Origin of the sequence: Paenalcaligenes hominis, from assembly GCF_011927625.1 — a bacterium.
In the GTDB taxonomy this organism is placed as follows: Bacteria; Pseudomonadota; Gammaproteobacteria; order Burkholderiales; family Burkholderiaceae_B; genus Paenalcaligenes; species Paenalcaligenes hominis.
On sequence record NZ_JAATIZ010000002.1, the window covers coordinates 50,139 to 65,413 of the forward strand.

Here is a 15,275-nt window from a genome sequence, read left to right on the forward strand (position 1 = left end):
CTATAAGAGCTAAGGTGCCATATGACTGGAAAGCACATTAATAATGCGCCCCGCCGTAGCGGTATTTGACACTTGACCTTGTTCATCCACCACTTGAACTACAGTGCTTGCTGCACCCTGTGCCTGAACGCGGATGCGTAAGCGTTGCGCTTCGGCGGTGTTACGAGCACGGAACAAACGCCCAATAATATTAGGCTGCTCGATTTTTTCGCCGCTATCGGCATCGAGATAACGAATGTAGTATTCACCCGCACTACGATCGCGGTCTTCGACCGAGAACCCAGCTGAATCAATGGCCACGCCGACTCGACGCCAGGCTCGGTCAAAGCCTTCGTTGAGGGTGAGTTGACGGTTGTTAGAGGTGTCTTGGACTTGAACTAAAGGCTCGGCGGTATCGGCTTCGGCGGCTTTAACTTGAGCCTGAGCCTGCTCTAGGTCAGTACCTAAAAACACCATTAGACGTGCTAACATCACCGCATTTAAACCTTGGTCTTCTTTGCCATGCACCCATTTAAACGCTGCCCCATCTGTTGTAGGGGTTTCGTACATGTGTTGGTGACTGATGTAGACTTCGGTTTTGCCGTCAACACGTTCTAAACGTGTACGGAAACGCTCGCGCTCGCCGCTATCGAATACCTGATCAATAACAGACCCCAATAAAGAGCGAATCCAGCTATCAGGAATTTTAGAACGATTTTCAGCCCAGTCGGTAGCAATTAAACCAGCACGGGGATCGTCTGATTGAATAGTAAAACCTTGCTCGTTCCAGAACTCGATAACGCGGGGGTAAATGACCTCGGCGGGCTGATCAACGGTCAACCAACGCAACTCGCCATCCCGCTTTACCTGAATGCCATCAGCACTAGGTAAAACCCGTGAGTTTTGGGTTACGGTATTGCTTTCAGCCTGGGATTCAGCGTATTCGCTATAGCTCATGGCGCCACGTGCAGGCGCTTGGAAACGAGCATCGCGGTTAGCTTGGGTTAAATCAGGTGGGATGCTGAGGGGATCCCCTGAAACCGTGCTTTTGTAATCAACACTTTCTTGTTTGCCTGTGAACTCATCTAAAGCGGAACAACCGCTTAGAAGCACGAGACTTAAACCAGTTACAGCAAACCAAGGCGTTGGTTTTGGGGTGATTTTCATGCGATTAACCCTGCTTTAATTAGTAATTCACGCAGCCCTGCATGATGCTGCGTTGCTAATGGTGTCATAGGCAAACGATAGCCTAGCTGAATTAAGCCCATTTCTGCTAAAGCCCATTTAACAGGAATAGGATTGGCCTCGACGAACAACATTTTATTTAAGTCGGCTAATTGGCCATTAACTTGACGTACGGTAGTGAGATCGCCGTCAAGGGCAGCTTGGCATAGTTGCTTCATGAGTCGAGGCGCTACGTTAGCGGTAACAGAGATATTGCCTTTGCCACCCAACAGTATTAACGCAGCAGCGGTGGCATCATCGCCACTTAACACAACAAACTCGTCTGGTTTGTCGCGCAATAATTGAGCCAAACGACCAATATCACCGGTGGCGTCTTTGACGCCAATAATGTTAGGGATTTGGGCTAAGCGTAGAACGGTCTCGTTGGACATATCGGCTACGCTACGACCTGGCACATTATAAAGGAAAGTAGGTAACTCGACCGTTTCCACAATTTTTTTGAAGTGCTGGTAGAGGCCCTCTTGGGTGGGTTTGTTGTAGTACGGTACCACGGACAAACCTGCTTGAGCGCCGACTTCGTGGGCATGGGTGGCTAATTCGATGGCTTCAGCCGTTGAGTTGCCCCCTACCCCCGCAATAACAGGAATACGTCCTGCTGCGTGTTCCACAGCAAGTTGAATCAGCTCGGCGTGTTCTGTCATATCAACGGTAGGGGATTCGCCTGTTGTGCCCACTACCACAAGTGCGTCAGTGCCCTCGGCTACATGCCAATCGATCAGTTTTCGGTAAGCGTCCAAATCCAGACTTCCGTCAGGAAGCATAGGCGTGACAAGGGCAACCATGCTGCCTTGAAAAATAGGGGTTGCAGTATCCGAACTAGCCATAATAGAAAAAGTCTCCTGGATAAGACGAGCTAAAGCCAAAAATAACAAACAAAGTATCTTCTAAGTTTACCGGATTCACGCCAAAACTCATAAGAACAAACGAATAATGGTCTGCCCAAATAGTAAAAAAGGTTGCAAAATGACCCAGAGCACCCCAGTAAACATCAATACAATGAGTATCAACATGCCATATGGCTCGAGACGCGCATAGTGATTGGCATAGGTTTGAGGCAATAAACTATATACAATACGCCCGCCATCTAATGGGGGCAAAGGCACTAAATTTAACGCCATCAAGACCAAATTAACCTGAACCCCTGCAATGGCCATACGTGCCCAAAAATCGCTAGGATCTAGTCCCAATGAAACCTGAATGCGTAATGCAATAGCCCACAGAATCCCCATGAACAAATTCGAAGCGGGCCCGGCTAATGCGACCCATAAAATATGTTTTTTGGGGTTGCGTAAACGGGCCCAATTGACTGGAACTGGTTTAGCCCAACCAAATAACAAGCCCGCCCCGCCCAATAGTTTGGTGGAAATAAGTAAAAACAGAGGAACCACAATAGTTCCAATGGGGTCAATATGACGCGTTGGGTTCAGGCTGATACGCCCTGCCTCGTGGGCAGTTGGATCGCCAAAATAACGGGCCACATAACCATGTGCAGCCTCGTGCAAGGTAATACCAAATAAGACGGGTATGGCATATACCGCAATCGTCTGTATTAAACTTTCCATAACGCGTCGATTTCCTATGACCCCTAGCCCAATAGACTAGAGCTTAAATGAATAGTCTGCAGTTTACTCTAAGCCGAGTTTCTGTGGGTCACCTAAACCACGACGCAGCACTTCAGGCTGACCGCTTGTTAAATCAATCACAGTAGTGAAATCGGCAGGGCAAGGTCCCCCATCAATCACTGCCTCTAAGTCGTATTTATAGCGCTCTGCAATCTCTTCTGCCTCGTTTAGCGCTTCGGTTTCCCCTTCAGGTATGAGGGTAGTAGAAAGTAATGGCGACCCCACTTGCTCGATCAGACTTAATAGCACCGTGTTTTGGGGCACCCGAATCCCAATAGTTTTACGTGAGGGATGCGATACCCGACGAGGTACCTCTTTGGTGGCTTCGAGAATAAACGTCCACGGCCCTGGTGTTGCTAATTTAAGTAAACGGTATTGACTGTTATCTACCCGAGCAAACGTACTGATCTCTGCTAAGTCACGGCACAATAAGGTTAAGTTATGCCTTTCATCTAAACCACGTAAACGACGTAAGGCTTCAGCAGCCGAGCGGTCATCTAACCGCGCTACTACCGCGTAACTTGAGTCTGTCGGTACAGCAACTAATCCCCCTTTGGCTAGTATATCAGCGGCTTGTGCTAGTAAACGTGGCTGTGGATTCTGTGGGTGTACTTCAAAAAGTTGAGCCATAGTCTTTCCTCTTTTTGGTTCAATAAAAATAACCTATTGCAGATAGGCACTGGCTGGTAGGGCCGTGCTAGAGACGCCGAGTCAGTACCGTATCAACCATAAGCTTAGCAAAATTCAAAATGGGTGTACTTTTTTATTTTTTATGTTATAGTTATATTTCTTTGCAGCAAGCGCATCACTTGTGCAGCTACAAATGATGGTGACCGTAGCTCAGTTGGTAGAGTCCCGGATTGTGATTCCGGTTGTCGCGGGTTCGAGCCCCGTCGGTCACCCCAGATTCAAAGCCCGTATAATTTATAGATTATGCGGGCTTTTTTCATGTCTACCCCTTTTGCACGTATAGTAGTGGCTACTTACTGCGCCAACTTTGAACCATGACCACAGCTTCCTCTTTACCCCCTGCCTGGGATCAAGCGCCAACCGACTTTAATTGGTGTGCCCAAGACGAAAACGGTGACTGGTATTGGTATAGCGTGCCCCCAGAGCCTAGCATCGGCGGTGGGGTGTGGCGCTCTCATTCACGGCACCAACAATTTGCCTGCGCCGGCACCCCTAACCCAAACTGGTTATACTCGTTACGCACTCGTCCTTAATCGATTAACACAAGGAATTTTCGATCTATATGACTCCTTTATCACAACAGATCTATAGCATTTGGATTGAGTATTGGCCTCATATTACTTTAGTCCTAAGTTTGGTAATTAGCATCCCTACCGCTATCCATGCCGCTATGAATAAGACAGAAGTGCGCGCTGCCATTGGTTGGGTAGGGGTCATTCTATTATCCCCTTATGCAGGGTCTATTTTGTATTTGATTGCGGGCATCAACCGTGTTCGTCAAACTCAAATTACTGGCCTACGTGATAATCAAATTAAAGAATACATTCGTTATAACGTATCCCCTATTACCGAGCTTAGTGATGAGTTCGGCCCCCAGTTTCAATCTCTTAAAACCTTAGGCGATGAAGTTAGCCGTTTTCAATTACGTGGCGGCAATCATGTACAACTTTTAAAAGGCGGCGATGAAACCTACCCCGCCATGCTTGAGACCATCAATACCGCTACGCATTCTATCGCACTGCAAAGCTATATTTTTGATAATGATCGCCTTGGCATGCAGTTTGTGGACGCCTTAGAGCAAGCCCAACAACGCGGTGTGCAAATTCGCATCTTAATTGATGCCATTGGTGTGCAATATTCACGCCATCCCATTCATCGCGTTTTACGTAAAAAAGGCATCCCATGTGCGTTGTTTATGTCTATTCCGCTGTTGCCTCTTAGTTTCTTAAAGCGCCCATATGCCAATTTACGTAGTCACCGTAAAGTATTGATTGTAGATGGCTTTGTGGCCTTTACGGGCGGCATGAATATTCGTGAAGGTTTTTACAGTGAATATACGCCCGAGCCAGCATTGGATACCCACTTCAAATTACAAGGTCCTATCGCAGCCCAACTTATTTCTGCGTTTGCCCATGACTGGGAGTTCACTACAAAAGAAGAGCTAAGTTACGAGTTCTGGCGCCAAGATTCATGTGATGCCCCCCTGCCCCACGTGCCTGCACGTTGTATACGCTCTGGGCCTGACAGCTTTATTGCTAGCACTCATTCCATGCTATTAGGTGCATTGGCTATTGCCCAACAACACATTCGTATCCAATCCCCGTACTTCCTGCCCGATCAGGTGTTGCTTGGCGCCATTAATACAGCAGCAAGACGAGGGGTACGCGTTGATATTGTGATTCCAAAACAAAATAACTTGCAATTAGTCAGCCGTGCCATGCTGGCTCAAATTGACCAAGTGATCTCAGCTGGAGCCCATGTTTGGTTAGCTACGGGCAGTTTTAATCACTCCAAGCTCTTAACTATTGATGGTCAGTGGAGTTATGTCGGTTCGTCTAATCTAGACCCACGCAGTTTACGGCTTAATTTTGAATTAGATGTGGAAATTTATTGTCTAGACACCGCGCAAAAAATCCAAGACGCTATCGATGCTGAAATTCAACATGCCGACGCTTTAACCCTCGAGCAATTAGAGCAAATGCCTTTTAAACAGCGCCTTTTGAACCGTGTCATTTGGTTAGCCAGCCCTTACCTCTAGGTGAAAACGATACATCTTTACCTAGCTCATACAAAATTGTGTAGTATATGGGCAAATAACAATGACGAGAAGTAGACCATGTCTAATTGCTTTTTAAAATCGTGGAGTGAGACTTACTTAGCCGAGCACCCACCTCGCACTAAATCCTTAGTGATGACGCTCTTTGGGGATGTCATCCGCCCCCACGGTGGCGCCCTCTGGTTAGGTAGTCTAATCCGTCTTTTAGCACCTTTTGGTATTAATGATCGTTTAGTGCGCACTAGTGTATATCGGCTAGCTGAAGAAGGCTGGCTCAGTGCTCAACGCGAGGGACGCCGCAGCATGTATACCTTACGTCCTCAAGCCTCACAACGTTTTCAAAAAGCGCACCAACGTATCTATACACCCAGTGATCTCACTTGGGATGGCGCCTGGACCCAAGTTTTTTTTCTTTCCGCTAGTATTAGCACTAAACAACGTGCTGACTTACGTAAAGCATTGCTTTGGGAGGGCTTTGGGGCCTTATCGCCATTTGCATTTATTCATCCTAGCCCCGATTTAAATGCACTCAATGCCCTCATCGAAGAAAGCCATTGCGCTCAGTCTGTCTATGTAGTGCAACAAAAAAATACCGAGCTTAGCCACAGCAAAGCATTGGCTCATTTAATTGATGAATGCTGGCAGCTAGACGAGGTCAGCCTGCGCTATTCTCGCTTTATCGAGCGGTTTGCTCCGGTATTAGCTTATTTACGCACCCAGCCTGTGCTTTCTGACGAGCTCGCTTTTGTGATGCGTACATTATTAATTCATGAATACCGACGCGCCCAACTGCATGACCCGCAGCTGCCTTTAGAGCTATTGCCCAAAAGTTGGAGCGGCAAGCAAGCCTATGAAATTTGCCATCAGGTGTACCAACATTTGCTGGCCGGGTCGCAGACACATATTTTAGCTACGTTGCGCACGGAAGATGAAAACGCCCCCGAAGCAGATCGCTATTTTTATGAACGATTTGGTGGCCTAGAGAAAACAAACAGAAACGGCTTGAAACAAGCGTCTTAAAAGATATGGCGCGCCTGACAGGATTCGAACCTGTGACCGCCCGCTTAGAAGGCGGGTGCTCTATCCAACTGAGCTACAGACGCGTAAAAAAAGAGATTATACCTGATACACTAATCTTTACCAGTCCGTTTTCTATTTTCGTACTGCGTTACGACTTTACGCAAGAAATGCACTAAATGCGTGGAGCGCAGCACCGTAACGCGCGGTAAGGCATAGACGTCGTCATGCGCATGCGCTAAGCCTCGCTCTGTGGTGACGGCTCTTTTGTAACCCAAGGCAGCGACCTGAGCTTTCACCGCTGTGCTGACACTGCCGTAAGGGTAGCAAAAGGATTGCACCTCGGTTTGGATAAGCTGTTCAAGATCAGACTTTGAACGCTGTAATTGTACTTGCACCTCATTGTCATCTAACTCGGCAAGGCGTTCATGAGATACGGTATGCGACCCGATTTCCTGACCTGCGTCTACCCAACGCAAAATGCTGTGCTCGTCCATGAGATCGGCCGATGGGCTGCCAGCACGCTGGGCCCACGTATTCTGTCCAGCTATTTCGCCCGACACAATAAAATTTGTGGAGCTAAAGCCTAGTTTTTTTAACACAGGCAAGGCGTTGTCATACACGTTTTGATAACCATCATCAAACGTAATGCCTACCACTCGACCGGTTTTTTGCCCCAATACATAAGGCTCAAGCTCGGCCAAAGACAGTCCGGTATACCCTAAACGCTTGAGCCACTGCATTTGTCTAGCAAAGCGTATAGGGTGCACCGTACTGCCCCGTAGTCGTGTGCCCTTAGGCGGGGGGACAGCAATTTGGTGATACATTAAAATAGGAATCATTACGGCTTCCCCTTAACGAAAAAATAGATGGTAATAAATAGTTGAATATGTCTTTAAATGGTTAACTCAGTGGTAAATTAGGGCTATTTTGATTTTCTTATTGCACCCACCATGGATGGTATGTACCGTTTTTCTTCACTTATCTCTTTACTGTGGCTCATACTCTACCAATCTTTGGCCAATGCTGCCACAAGCTTTTCTGTGGATCCGCCTACCGCACAAGCCAATCAGCCTATTACTGTTCGAGCCATCTATATTAACGACACCACCGAAGCCACCGAATGGACCCCACCCCAACAATTGATCTTGCGTTGGCACACTGAACACGGTGCATCAGTGCAAGCGCTAGCCACGCCTACCGAGACTTACCCAACTCGGCATGTACCTGTTAATGGCTTTGCGCAAGCAGAATGGCAAACCCAAGTACCCGCATTCGCGACGGGGATCCGTACCTTAGCTATCGATGGTTCGCCTCAACTTCTTGCTCTAGAAATCAAAGCGCCCACGTTTGCGAAAACGGCTGCCCCCACCACTCCGACTACCATCGAGCCTGCTATCCATGCTATTGCCACCGGCAAAAACGCTGAGCCCTCTTTAACGGCGTTTGAACAAGTGCGAAATGCTTTATCTGTTTATGAGCCGATGTATTTTATTTTTGGTACTCGGCCCGATAGTCATGCTCGATTTCAAATTAGTTTTAAATACCGCCTCTTGAATCCAAAGTCTGTGCAGACCAGTCGTTTTTACCATCATTTCTATTTAGGTTATACACAACGCTCACTTTGGGATCTAGGCAGCGACTCCTTGCCTTTTGTGGATAGCTCCTACAATCCAAGCCTATTTTGGTACCAAGAAAAAATGTGGCAAACGGCTGCATCCCCTTTTTACTTGGGCTTAAACGCTGGCGTAGAACATGAGTCCAACGGTAAAAGTGGAGCTAGCTCTCGCTCTTTAAACGATTTTTATCTGCAGCCTGAACTGAACTACACCTTTGCGAATGGTAGCCAATTGCGTTTTATGCCTCGATTTAAACACTATGTGGGGGTAAGTGCTGAAAACGCTGATTACAAAGACTATATGGGTTCAGTTAATTGGCGTCTTCGTTGGCAACAAGCCAATGGTCTCAGTCTGATGGGTAGCTACCACCAAGGCAAGCAAGGTCGTCGCACTAAACAACTTGATGTGGCTTGGCCTCTAAAACGTACGCCATTGAACTTAAATGGGTATTTATATGCGCAATATCTAAATGGCTACGGTGAAACCTTATTGCACTACAACAAAACTAATCAATCTCAGGTACGAATAGGCATTGCGCTAACGCCCTAGGGCCTTTTTTAGCAAAAGGCTTGCTTTTTAAAAACAATACATGCTATAGTTAAATCTTTCGGGGCGTAGCGCAGCCTGGTAGCGCATCTGGTTTGGGACCAGAGGGTCGTAGGTTCGAATCCTATCGCCCCGACCAAGAATTCTCAAAGAAAACAAGGGTTTATGCAATAAAACGCATAAGCCCTTTTTTCTTTTCTGTGGCCATAATTTGGCAATCATTTCACCTTCTTTGTTTTCACCTTGCTTTCACTCTGTGCAAACGGTTCCACTCAGACTAGAATAGCGTTAATAGTAATCATTATCATTGTTATACTCATCAGTTTTATAGCAGCACGACTACAAGCGTGTTGAGACTTAGCACATGGAACACCTTTACCGCCCTACCCCCGCTAATGCGACGACCTCTCATCGCCTGCACCGTCTTAGTCACGCCCTGGCCGCGTTTGAAATATATGCTGCTGCGAGCTGCTTAGGCCTAATTTTTCTCCTGTTGCTGCTAAATATACTGACTCGTCTAGCTAGCCACTCTCTTTACTGGATTGACGAAGCAGCGGTAAGTTTGATGGTGTGGATGGCGTTATTTGCTGCTTCCGCCGGTATTCATTACCGGTCAGCCATTGCCATTACATTACTCAAAGATCGCCTGAGCCCCTCTTTACACCATGGCCTAACTCTCATAGTCGATGTCTGCTTGAGCCTATTTTTTGTCGTTTTTCTTTATTTGTTAATTCTGGCCTTTGACCCCTTTACGCTCTTGGTGAAATACCAAGGCGATACCCATGCTTTTGCTGCTGCGCAACTCAATTTTATTTATGACGAGCCCACTATGACCTTAGGCATAAAAAAAGGATGGGTTTGGTTGATCTTGCCGTGGTTTGCGGTCTGCGGTTTATTTCATAGCGGTGTAAACGTGCTTTGTGCGATTTGTCAGCGCCGTCCCCAAGGGGAGCACTGAACCATGGTCGCTGTGGGTTTTTTTATGTTGTTGGCACTGAGTGTTCCCATTGCTTTTGTTTTAGCTATGACGGCGTTGGCTTATATTTATGCAAGCGACAACTTGGTGTTATTAAGCTCTTATCCATTACAGTTTTTTGGTGGGCTAGAAAACTATGGTCTGCTGGCTTTACCGCTGTTTATTTTATTAGGCGAATGCATGCATGAAGGGGGCATTGCCCGCCGCTTAATGGGGGCTGCTGCGGCTTTTATTGGTTCAGTACGGGGTGGCATGGCTTACATCAATCTACTGGCTAACATGATGATGGCCTCTATTTTGGGCTCTACCGTTGCTCAAATCACCATCATGATGCGCTTAGCCGTACCGGAAATGGAAAAAGTGGGCTATAGCAAAGAGGATGCTGTCACTATTACCGCAGTTGGTGGCTTGCTTGCCCCGATCATTCCTCCTTCCATGCTTTTTATTATTTATGGGGTCATAGCCCAAATCTCTATTGGCGATTTATTTATCGCGGGGATTTTGCCAGGAGTGCTCTTGAGCGTAGGGTTTTTGGCTTTTATAGGGTGGTTAGCCCGCAAAAAGTCGTATCCGCAAACGCCCCAGTACGCCTTCAAAACTCGCTGTCGCCTTGTGCTGGACGGCCTCCCTGCCGCGGCCATCCCTTTGATTATTATTAGTTGTATTTTAGGAGGGGTGGCTACCCCTACTGAATCGGCCACCTTAGCTTGCATTAGCTCGATCCTAATCGGCCGATTTATCTATAAAGAGTTGAATTTTCGTTTTATCTGGCCTGCGCTCATTCGTGCTGCCCAAAACTCAGCACTAGTCCTATTGCTTATTGCCGCCTCACAAGTCTTTGGTTGGGTGATTACCTTTGAAAACCTACCAACCCTGTTTGCCACATGGATTCAAAGCATCGCTACGGAGCCCACCACCTTTTTATGCATTGTCATTGTGGCCTTGCTATTAGCTGGCATGGTTATGGACCCGATTCCCATTATTATTTTGGTCGTACCCGTGCTTCTGCCAGTAGCGACTACGGTGTATCACATTGACCCATTCCACTTTGGTGTGGTGCTGTGCTTAAGTTTAGTCGTTGGCTTACTCACACCCCCTATAGGTTCTGCACTATTCGTTTCGGCCTCTTTGTCAGGTCTTAAAGCAGAGCGCATTGCTTGGTTAGCTACGCCCTACCTTTTCATTGCACTGGGCGTTATTTTACTCATCACCTTTTTTCCTTCCTTGGCTACTTTTTTGGTGCATTAGCCTAATCACTCTTTTATTGATAGAGACACGTATGAAACGTACCTTATGCTCTTTGTTAAAAAGCCTTGTTATTAGCAGTGCTTTAATCAGTTCATCGTTTGCTGCGGATTTACGGTTAGGGCTTATCACGCCCCCTTCGCATCAATGGAGCATTTCAGCCAACGAACTTGCTCAAGAACTCAAAGAAAAAAGTAACGGGGAAATTAACCTGTTGGTGTTTCCTTCGGGGCAACTGGGCAGTGAAGCGCAAATGCTGCAGCAACTGCAAAGTGGTGCATTAGATATGGCTTTTTTAGTGGCTGGCGAAATTGCAAACCGACGCCCTAATTATGCCGCCTTATTTGCCCCCTATTTAGTCGATACGCCAGCAGAGGTCAGTCAATTATTGCAAGGCCCAACTGCTACGAAAATGCTAGAAGAGCTAAATAGTCTAGGGCTAGTTGGATTAGGCTATGGCATGGCCGGTATGCGACAAATACTGGTGCGCCAAGACCTCCAATCTGCCGACCAGCTTAAAGGCAAAAAAATTCGCACTATTCCTATTGAACCCGAATTAGATTTTTGGCGTAAAGTGGGTGCAGCGCCTACTCCGATGCCGCTCCCAGCTTTATACGATGCCTTTGCTAATGGCCAAATTGACGGCATGCAAATCGACTTTGAAGGGTCGTGGAATGTGAAATATATTGATAATGCAAAAACCGTACTGCATTCTAATCACATGATGCTGCCGATGGTAGCCGTGGCATCCGCTCGTAAATGGGGGCAGATGTCAGCCGAACAAAAAGAGTTAATTAGCAGCCTTACTAGTAAACACCTGCAACAGATTATCTTAGCGTATGAAAAAATCGATGCCGATTACTTAGCACAAATTGAAGCCAACAGTTCAGCAAAAATCTTGACTACTGATCGAGCCTTTTTTGGTGACAGTGTGGATACATGGTATGAAGAATGGCGAAAAAAATCGCCCGTTTTAAGCCAGCTTGAGTCCGAAGCAGCTGCCATCAAGGCGCAAACTAACTAAAACCAAACAAAATACCACGGCTGCCAACCAGCGCCCGCCACGTTAAATGATTACTGTGGCGGGTTCATTATTTTCATTATTGTCTACAAGGCTACATTAGCCCCATGCTGGCCGCTACGACGCAACGCTTCGGCCACAAATCCCGTTTTTTTCATTTCCTCGATAAACCCACTGACATAGGCCAAGGCCGCCTCACGCCCCTTAGGCAAAGCCATCGCTTGATAAATAGCGGTGTAATAATCATCGAGCACGCGATAGGCGCTTTGACCTGTTGCAAAGTCCATCAAGGTTTGACGCACGCCGCCTACAGCGTCCAGACTTTGATCAACAAACCCATGAATGGCAGCATTAGAGGTAGGAAAGCGCACGAGCTCGGCATGTTGAATAGCCCGCGATAAGTACAACTCATAGGCAGCGCCTTGACCCACGGCAATGCGCACCCCTTCACGATCCAAATCGGCTACGCTATACCATGCACTGTTTTCACGTACTAAATAGGTGCCTTCGATTTGCACATATGCCTTAGTGAAGTCAATGTGCTCACCGCGTTTTGGGTCAATGGCCATAAAGGCAAGGTCCCAGGCCTGCGTATTGGCAGCCTCTGCCACCTTTGCTGCTGCCTCGTAGCTAATAAACCGAGGCACTATTCCTAAGCGCCGGGCCAGTTCGCGCGCCAAGTCGGGTGCAACCCCTTGCGGGATGCCATCAGCACCGCGCTGCACCAGCACCCCATTGCCATAATTTAATGCAACTCGCAACTCGCCAGAAGGCGCGAGCTGTTGCATAACGATTTGCTGCTCTTGCATAGTGTGTCTCCTTGACATCCTCCCCCGCCTAAAGGCCGGGGATTCCTACGGCGCTCAGATGCGGCATTGAGCCGCCCCTGAATCGCTTCGGTGGGTTCCTGCTGCTGGCGGCATTACCTCACCGCTCACTTCACAGGCGAATCGGGCGTGTCCCGCCCTTAATACATTGATCGCACCGACCACATCGGCGTTTTCCTTAACGCCACACTCAACACATCGGAACTGCGCTTGCGTAGGGCGATTTGCTTTGCTGCAATGCCCACATTCAGGGCAGGTCTGACTGGTGTAGTGCGGTGGTACAGCGACAAGCCAACCTCCTACCCACGCCATTTTGTACTCTAGTTGACGGCGGAACTCGAACCACCCTTGATCCAGTATGGCTTTATTCAGACCGGACTTAGCCCGAACGTTTCGCCCCGGTTGCTCGGTGGTGCCTGCTGCCGATTTGGACATGTTTCGCACCTGCAAGTCCTCGATACACACCATCGCGTGGTTTTGGCTGATAGCGGTCGTGGCTTTATGTAGGTAGTCGCGGCGGGCGTTGCCGATGCGGGAGTGAATACGCTGGACGCGGGTTTTTGCCTTTTTCCAGTTGTGGCTGAATTTGATTTTGCGGCTTAATGCTTGCTGCGCTTTACGCAGGGCGGTTTCGTGCTGCTTGAAACTGTTGAGCGGTGCATAGTACGTGCCGTCCGAGAGCGTGGCAAAACGTGCCACACCCATATCGATGCCAACCGCTGACGTACCTTGTGGAACCGGTGGCTCGACGTCCCGTTCGGTCTGAATGCTGATGAACCATTGGCCTGCCTTATGACTCACGGTGACGTTTTTCACCGTGCCCAGTACCTCGCGACTGTTGCGGTAGCGCACCCAGCCCAGTTTCGGCAGAAAGATACGGCTGTTTTCCTGATCGAGTTGGCAGCCTTGCGGGTAACGGAAACGGTCTGACTGGCCTTTTTTCTTGAAGCGGGGAAAAGCGGCGCGTTTGGCAAAGAAGTTTTTATAGGCACGTTCTAGGTCTTTAAGCGCTTGCTGCAAACATTGACTTGGCGATTGTTTCAGCCACGCTGTTTCCTTATCCTTCTTCCAAGCGGGCAGGAAATTAGCCAGAACGGTATAGCTGAATTTCGTCGTGCTGTCGGCGGCATAACGGTCTTTTTGCCATGCCAACGCCCTATTGAACACGAAACGACACGCACCGGCAAAGCGGCGCATATCGCGTCGCTGAGCGCCGTTAGGCGTGAGTTCGTATTGATAGGCTTGCAATCGTTTCATGCTAAGAATTATACGTAGTCTATGAAGAAAAACAACGCCATTAGACGCGGTAGACCCTGTGTTTTTAACATGCACGTTCACTTGGTCTTTGTGACAAAGTACCGCCGTGGTGTGTTCACAAAAGACGTGCTAGATGATTCGCAAAAAGAAGCATCCGAGTATTCACAACAAACTATGGGGTGGCGCCCTCTGGTCGCCGAGCTACTTTGCCGGAAGCTGTGGCGGTGCGCCTATCGAGATCGTCCGACAATACATTAAGCAACAACAGACGCCAAGCTGATACGAAAACGCTAGCGCGTCCACGCTATTCATCTGCGCCCTGAACGGCGGGGTTTTTCCGCGCGATTTGATAAAAAAAGCAGCCCTAAGGCTGCTAGCTATACGAGAAAGCCCATTATCCGAATCGACCGGTAATGTAGTCTTCTGTTTCTTTGCGGGCGGGTTTCACAAAAATTTGGTCTGTTTCCCCAAACTCCATGAGCTCACCTAAATACATATATGCCGTATAGTCGGAACAACGCGCAGCCTGCTGCATATTGTGAGTAACAATTAAAACAGTATAGTCGTTTTTTAACTCAGAGATGAGCTCTTCAATTTTGGCTGTGGAAATTGGATCCAAGGCAGAAGTCGGCTCGTCAAGTAATAGCACCTCGGGTTTAATTGCCACCCCACGCGCAATACATAAACGCTGCTGTTGCCCACCCGACAACCCATTGCCGCTTTGCCGTAATTTATCTTTAACCTCATCCCAGAGTGCTGCTTTAGTCAGTGCCCATTCCACGCGTTCGTCCATCTCCCCTTTACTGAGCTTTTCGAATAATCGCACTCCAAAAGCAATATTGTCATAAATGCTCATGGGAAAAGGAGTCGGCTTTTGAAAGACCATACCGACCTTGGCGCGCAACAAAGAAATATCCACATTGGAGGTCAGTAAGTTTTCTCCGTCCAATAAGATCTCACCTTCGGCACGCTGACCAGGATAGAGTTCAAACATACGATTAAATGTACGCAACAAGGTCGATTTACCGCAGCCCGAGGGCCCGATAAATGCGGTGACTTTGTTTTGTTTGATGCTCATGTTTACATTTTTAATCGCATGGTAATTACCATAATAAAAGTTCAAGTCTTTGACTTCGAGCTTAATGCGATCGGTAGGTGTAGTAATGCTTTGCATA

General features: G+C 47.8%; 15 protein-coding genes, 3 tRNA genes and 2 pseudogenes. 11 read left to right on the forward strand and 9 right to left on the reverse strand.

What is annotated here, in order from left to right; genetic code table 11:
• Positions 1-9: 9 nt before the first annotated feature.
• The 4 genes from bamC to GGR41_RS04290 form a co-directional block, all read right to left on the reverse strand.
• On the reverse strand, positions 10-1,146 hold the full coding sequence (gene bamC, locus GGR41_RS04275) for an outer membrane protein assembly factor BamC (RefSeq protein WP_167660823.1): 1,137 nt from the start codon (positions 1,144-1,146) through the stop codon (positions 10-12).
• Positions 1,143-2,048, reverse strand: a complete 906-nt coding sequence (gene dapA, locus GGR41_RS04280) for a 4-hydroxy-tetrahydrodipicolinate synthase (protein WP_167660824.1) — start codon at positions 2,046-2,048, stop codon at positions 1,143-1,145. The genes bamC and dapA overlap by 4 nt, the downstream gene beginning before the upstream one ends.
• 87 nt (positions 2,049-2,135) lie before the next feature.
• Positions 2,136-2,786, reverse strand: coding sequence for a site-2 protease family protein (locus GGR41_RS04285; protein WP_077734725.1), 651 nt, complete (start codon positions 2,784-2,786; stop codon positions 2,136-2,138).
• A gap of 63 nt (positions 2,787-2,849) precedes the next feature.
• Positions 2,850-3,476, reverse strand: a complete 627-nt coding sequence (locus GGR41_RS04290) for an L-threonylcarbamoyladenylate synthase (protein ID WP_167660825.1) — start codon at positions 3,474-3,476, stop codon at positions 2,850-2,852.
• Positions 3,477-3,675: 199 nt separating this feature from the next.
• Between GGR41_RS04290 and GGR41_RS04295 the strand changes: the two genes are divergently transcribed.
• The 4 genes from GGR41_RS04295 to paaX all read left to right on the forward strand — a co-directional run bounded on the left by GGR41_RS04295 (position 3,676) and on the right by paaX (position 6,612).
• A tRNA-His gene (locus GGR41_RS04295) sits at positions 3,676-3,751 on the forward strand.
• 99 nt (positions 3,752-3,850) lie between these two features.
• Positions 3,851-4,069, forward strand: a complete 219-nt coding sequence (locus GGR41_RS04300) for a hypothetical protein (RefSeq protein WP_167660826.1) — start codon at positions 3,851-3,853, stop codon at positions 4,067-4,069.
• A gap of 29 nt (positions 4,070-4,098) precedes the next feature.
• The gene (locus tag GGR41_RS04305) at positions 4,099-5,574 is read left to right on the forward strand and encodes a phospholipase D-like domain-containing protein (protein ID WP_167660827.1); all 1,476 of its coding nucleotides are present in this window, start codon (positions 4,099-4,101) and stop codon (positions 5,572-5,574) included.
• A gap of 78 nt (positions 5,575-5,652) precedes the next feature.
• Positions 5,653-6,612: a phenylacetic acid degradation operon negative regulatory protein PaaX gene (gene paaX, locus GGR41_RS04310; RefSeq protein WP_167660828.1), complete on the forward strand. Its 960-nt coding sequence runs from the start codon at positions 5,653-5,655 to the stop codon at positions 6,610-6,612.
• Between the two features lie 6 nt (positions 6,613-6,618).
• Here paaX and GGR41_RS04315 read toward each other — a convergent pair.
• Together GGR41_RS04315 and GGR41_RS04320 are read right to left on the reverse strand one after the other, a co-directional pair.
• Positions 6,619-6,695 (reverse strand) — tRNA-Arg (locus tag GGR41_RS04315).
• 27 nt (positions 6,696-6,722) lie between these two features.
• Positions 6,723-7,451 carry a polysaccharide deacetylase family protein gene (locus GGR41_RS04320; protein WP_229711064.1) on the reverse strand — a complete coding sequence of 243 codons (729 nt, stop codon included), beginning with the start codon at positions 7,449-7,451 and terminating at the stop codon, positions 6,723-6,725.
• 111 nt (positions 7,452-7,562) lie between these two features.
• Between GGR41_RS04320 and GGR41_RS04325 the strand changes: the two genes are divergently transcribed.
• The 5 genes from GGR41_RS04325 (at position 7,563) to GGR41_RS04345 (ending at position 12,019) form a co-directional block, all read left to right on the forward strand.
• Positions 7,563-8,777, forward strand: coding sequence for a phospholipase A (locus GGR41_RS04325; RefSeq protein ID WP_167660829.1), 1,215 nt, complete (start codon positions 7,563-7,565; stop codon positions 8,775-8,777).
• A gap of 59 nt (positions 8,778-8,836) precedes the next feature.
• Positions 8,837-8,913, forward strand: a tRNA-Pro gene (locus tag GGR41_RS04330).
• Positions 8,914-9,138: 225 nt separating this feature from the next.
• Positions 9,139-9,732: a TRAP transporter small permease gene (locus GGR41_RS04335; RefSeq protein ID WP_167660830.1), complete on the forward strand. Its 594-nt coding sequence runs from the start codon at positions 9,139-9,141 to the stop codon at positions 9,730-9,732.
• A gap of 3 nt (positions 9,733-9,735) precedes the next feature.
• On the forward strand, positions 9,736-10,998 hold the full coding sequence (locus tag GGR41_RS04340) for a TRAP transporter large permease (RefSeq protein WP_167660831.1): 1,263 nt from the start codon (positions 9,736-9,738) through the stop codon (positions 10,996-10,998).
• Between the two features lie 31 nt (positions 10,999-11,029).
• Positions 11,030-12,019: a TRAP transporter substrate-binding protein gene (locus GGR41_RS04345; protein ID WP_167660832.1), complete on the forward strand. Its 990-nt coding sequence runs from the start codon at positions 11,030-11,032 to the stop codon at positions 12,017-12,019.
• Between the two features lie 83 nt (positions 12,020-12,102).
• Here the strand turns inward: GGR41_RS04345 and GGR41_RS04350 are convergent, their stop codons facing one another.
• Complete coding sequence (locus GGR41_RS04350; RefSeq protein WP_167660833.1) at positions 12,103-12,825, reverse strand: transporter substrate-binding domain-containing protein; 723 nt, start codon at positions 12,823-12,825, stop codon at positions 12,103-12,105.
• Positions 12,826-12,879: 54 nt separating this feature from the next.
• On the reverse strand, positions 12,880-14,100 hold the full coding sequence (locus tag GGR41_RS04355; RefSeq protein ID WP_167660834.1) for an RNA-guided endonuclease InsQ/TnpB family protein: 1,221 nt from the start codon (positions 14,098-14,100) through the stop codon (positions 12,880-12,882).
• A gap of 69 nt (positions 14,101-14,169) precedes the next feature.
• On the opposite strand from GGR41_RS04355, the pseudogene GGR41_RS13330 reads away from it, so the two are divergent.
• Both GGR41_RS13330 and GGR41_RS13335 read left to right on the forward strand, forming a co-directional pair.
• A pseudogene (locus GGR41_RS13330) lies at positions 14,170-14,230 on the forward strand (IS200/IS605 family transposase); the annotation flags it as partial.
• 57 nt (positions 14,231-14,287) lie between these two features.
• A pseudogene (locus tag GGR41_RS13335) lies at positions 14,288-14,380 on the forward strand (transposase); the annotation flags it as partial.
• Positions 14,381-14,494: 114 nt separating this feature from the next.
• Here the strand turns inward: GGR41_RS13335 and pstB are convergent.
• Positions 14,495-15,274 carry a phosphate ABC transporter ATP-binding protein PstB gene (gene pstB, locus GGR41_RS04365; RefSeq protein ID WP_077735036.1) on the reverse strand — a complete coding sequence of 260 codons (780 nt, stop codon included), beginning with the start codon at positions 15,272-15,274 and terminating at the stop codon, positions 14,495-14,497.
• Between the last annotated feature and the right edge of the window lies 1 nt (position 15,275).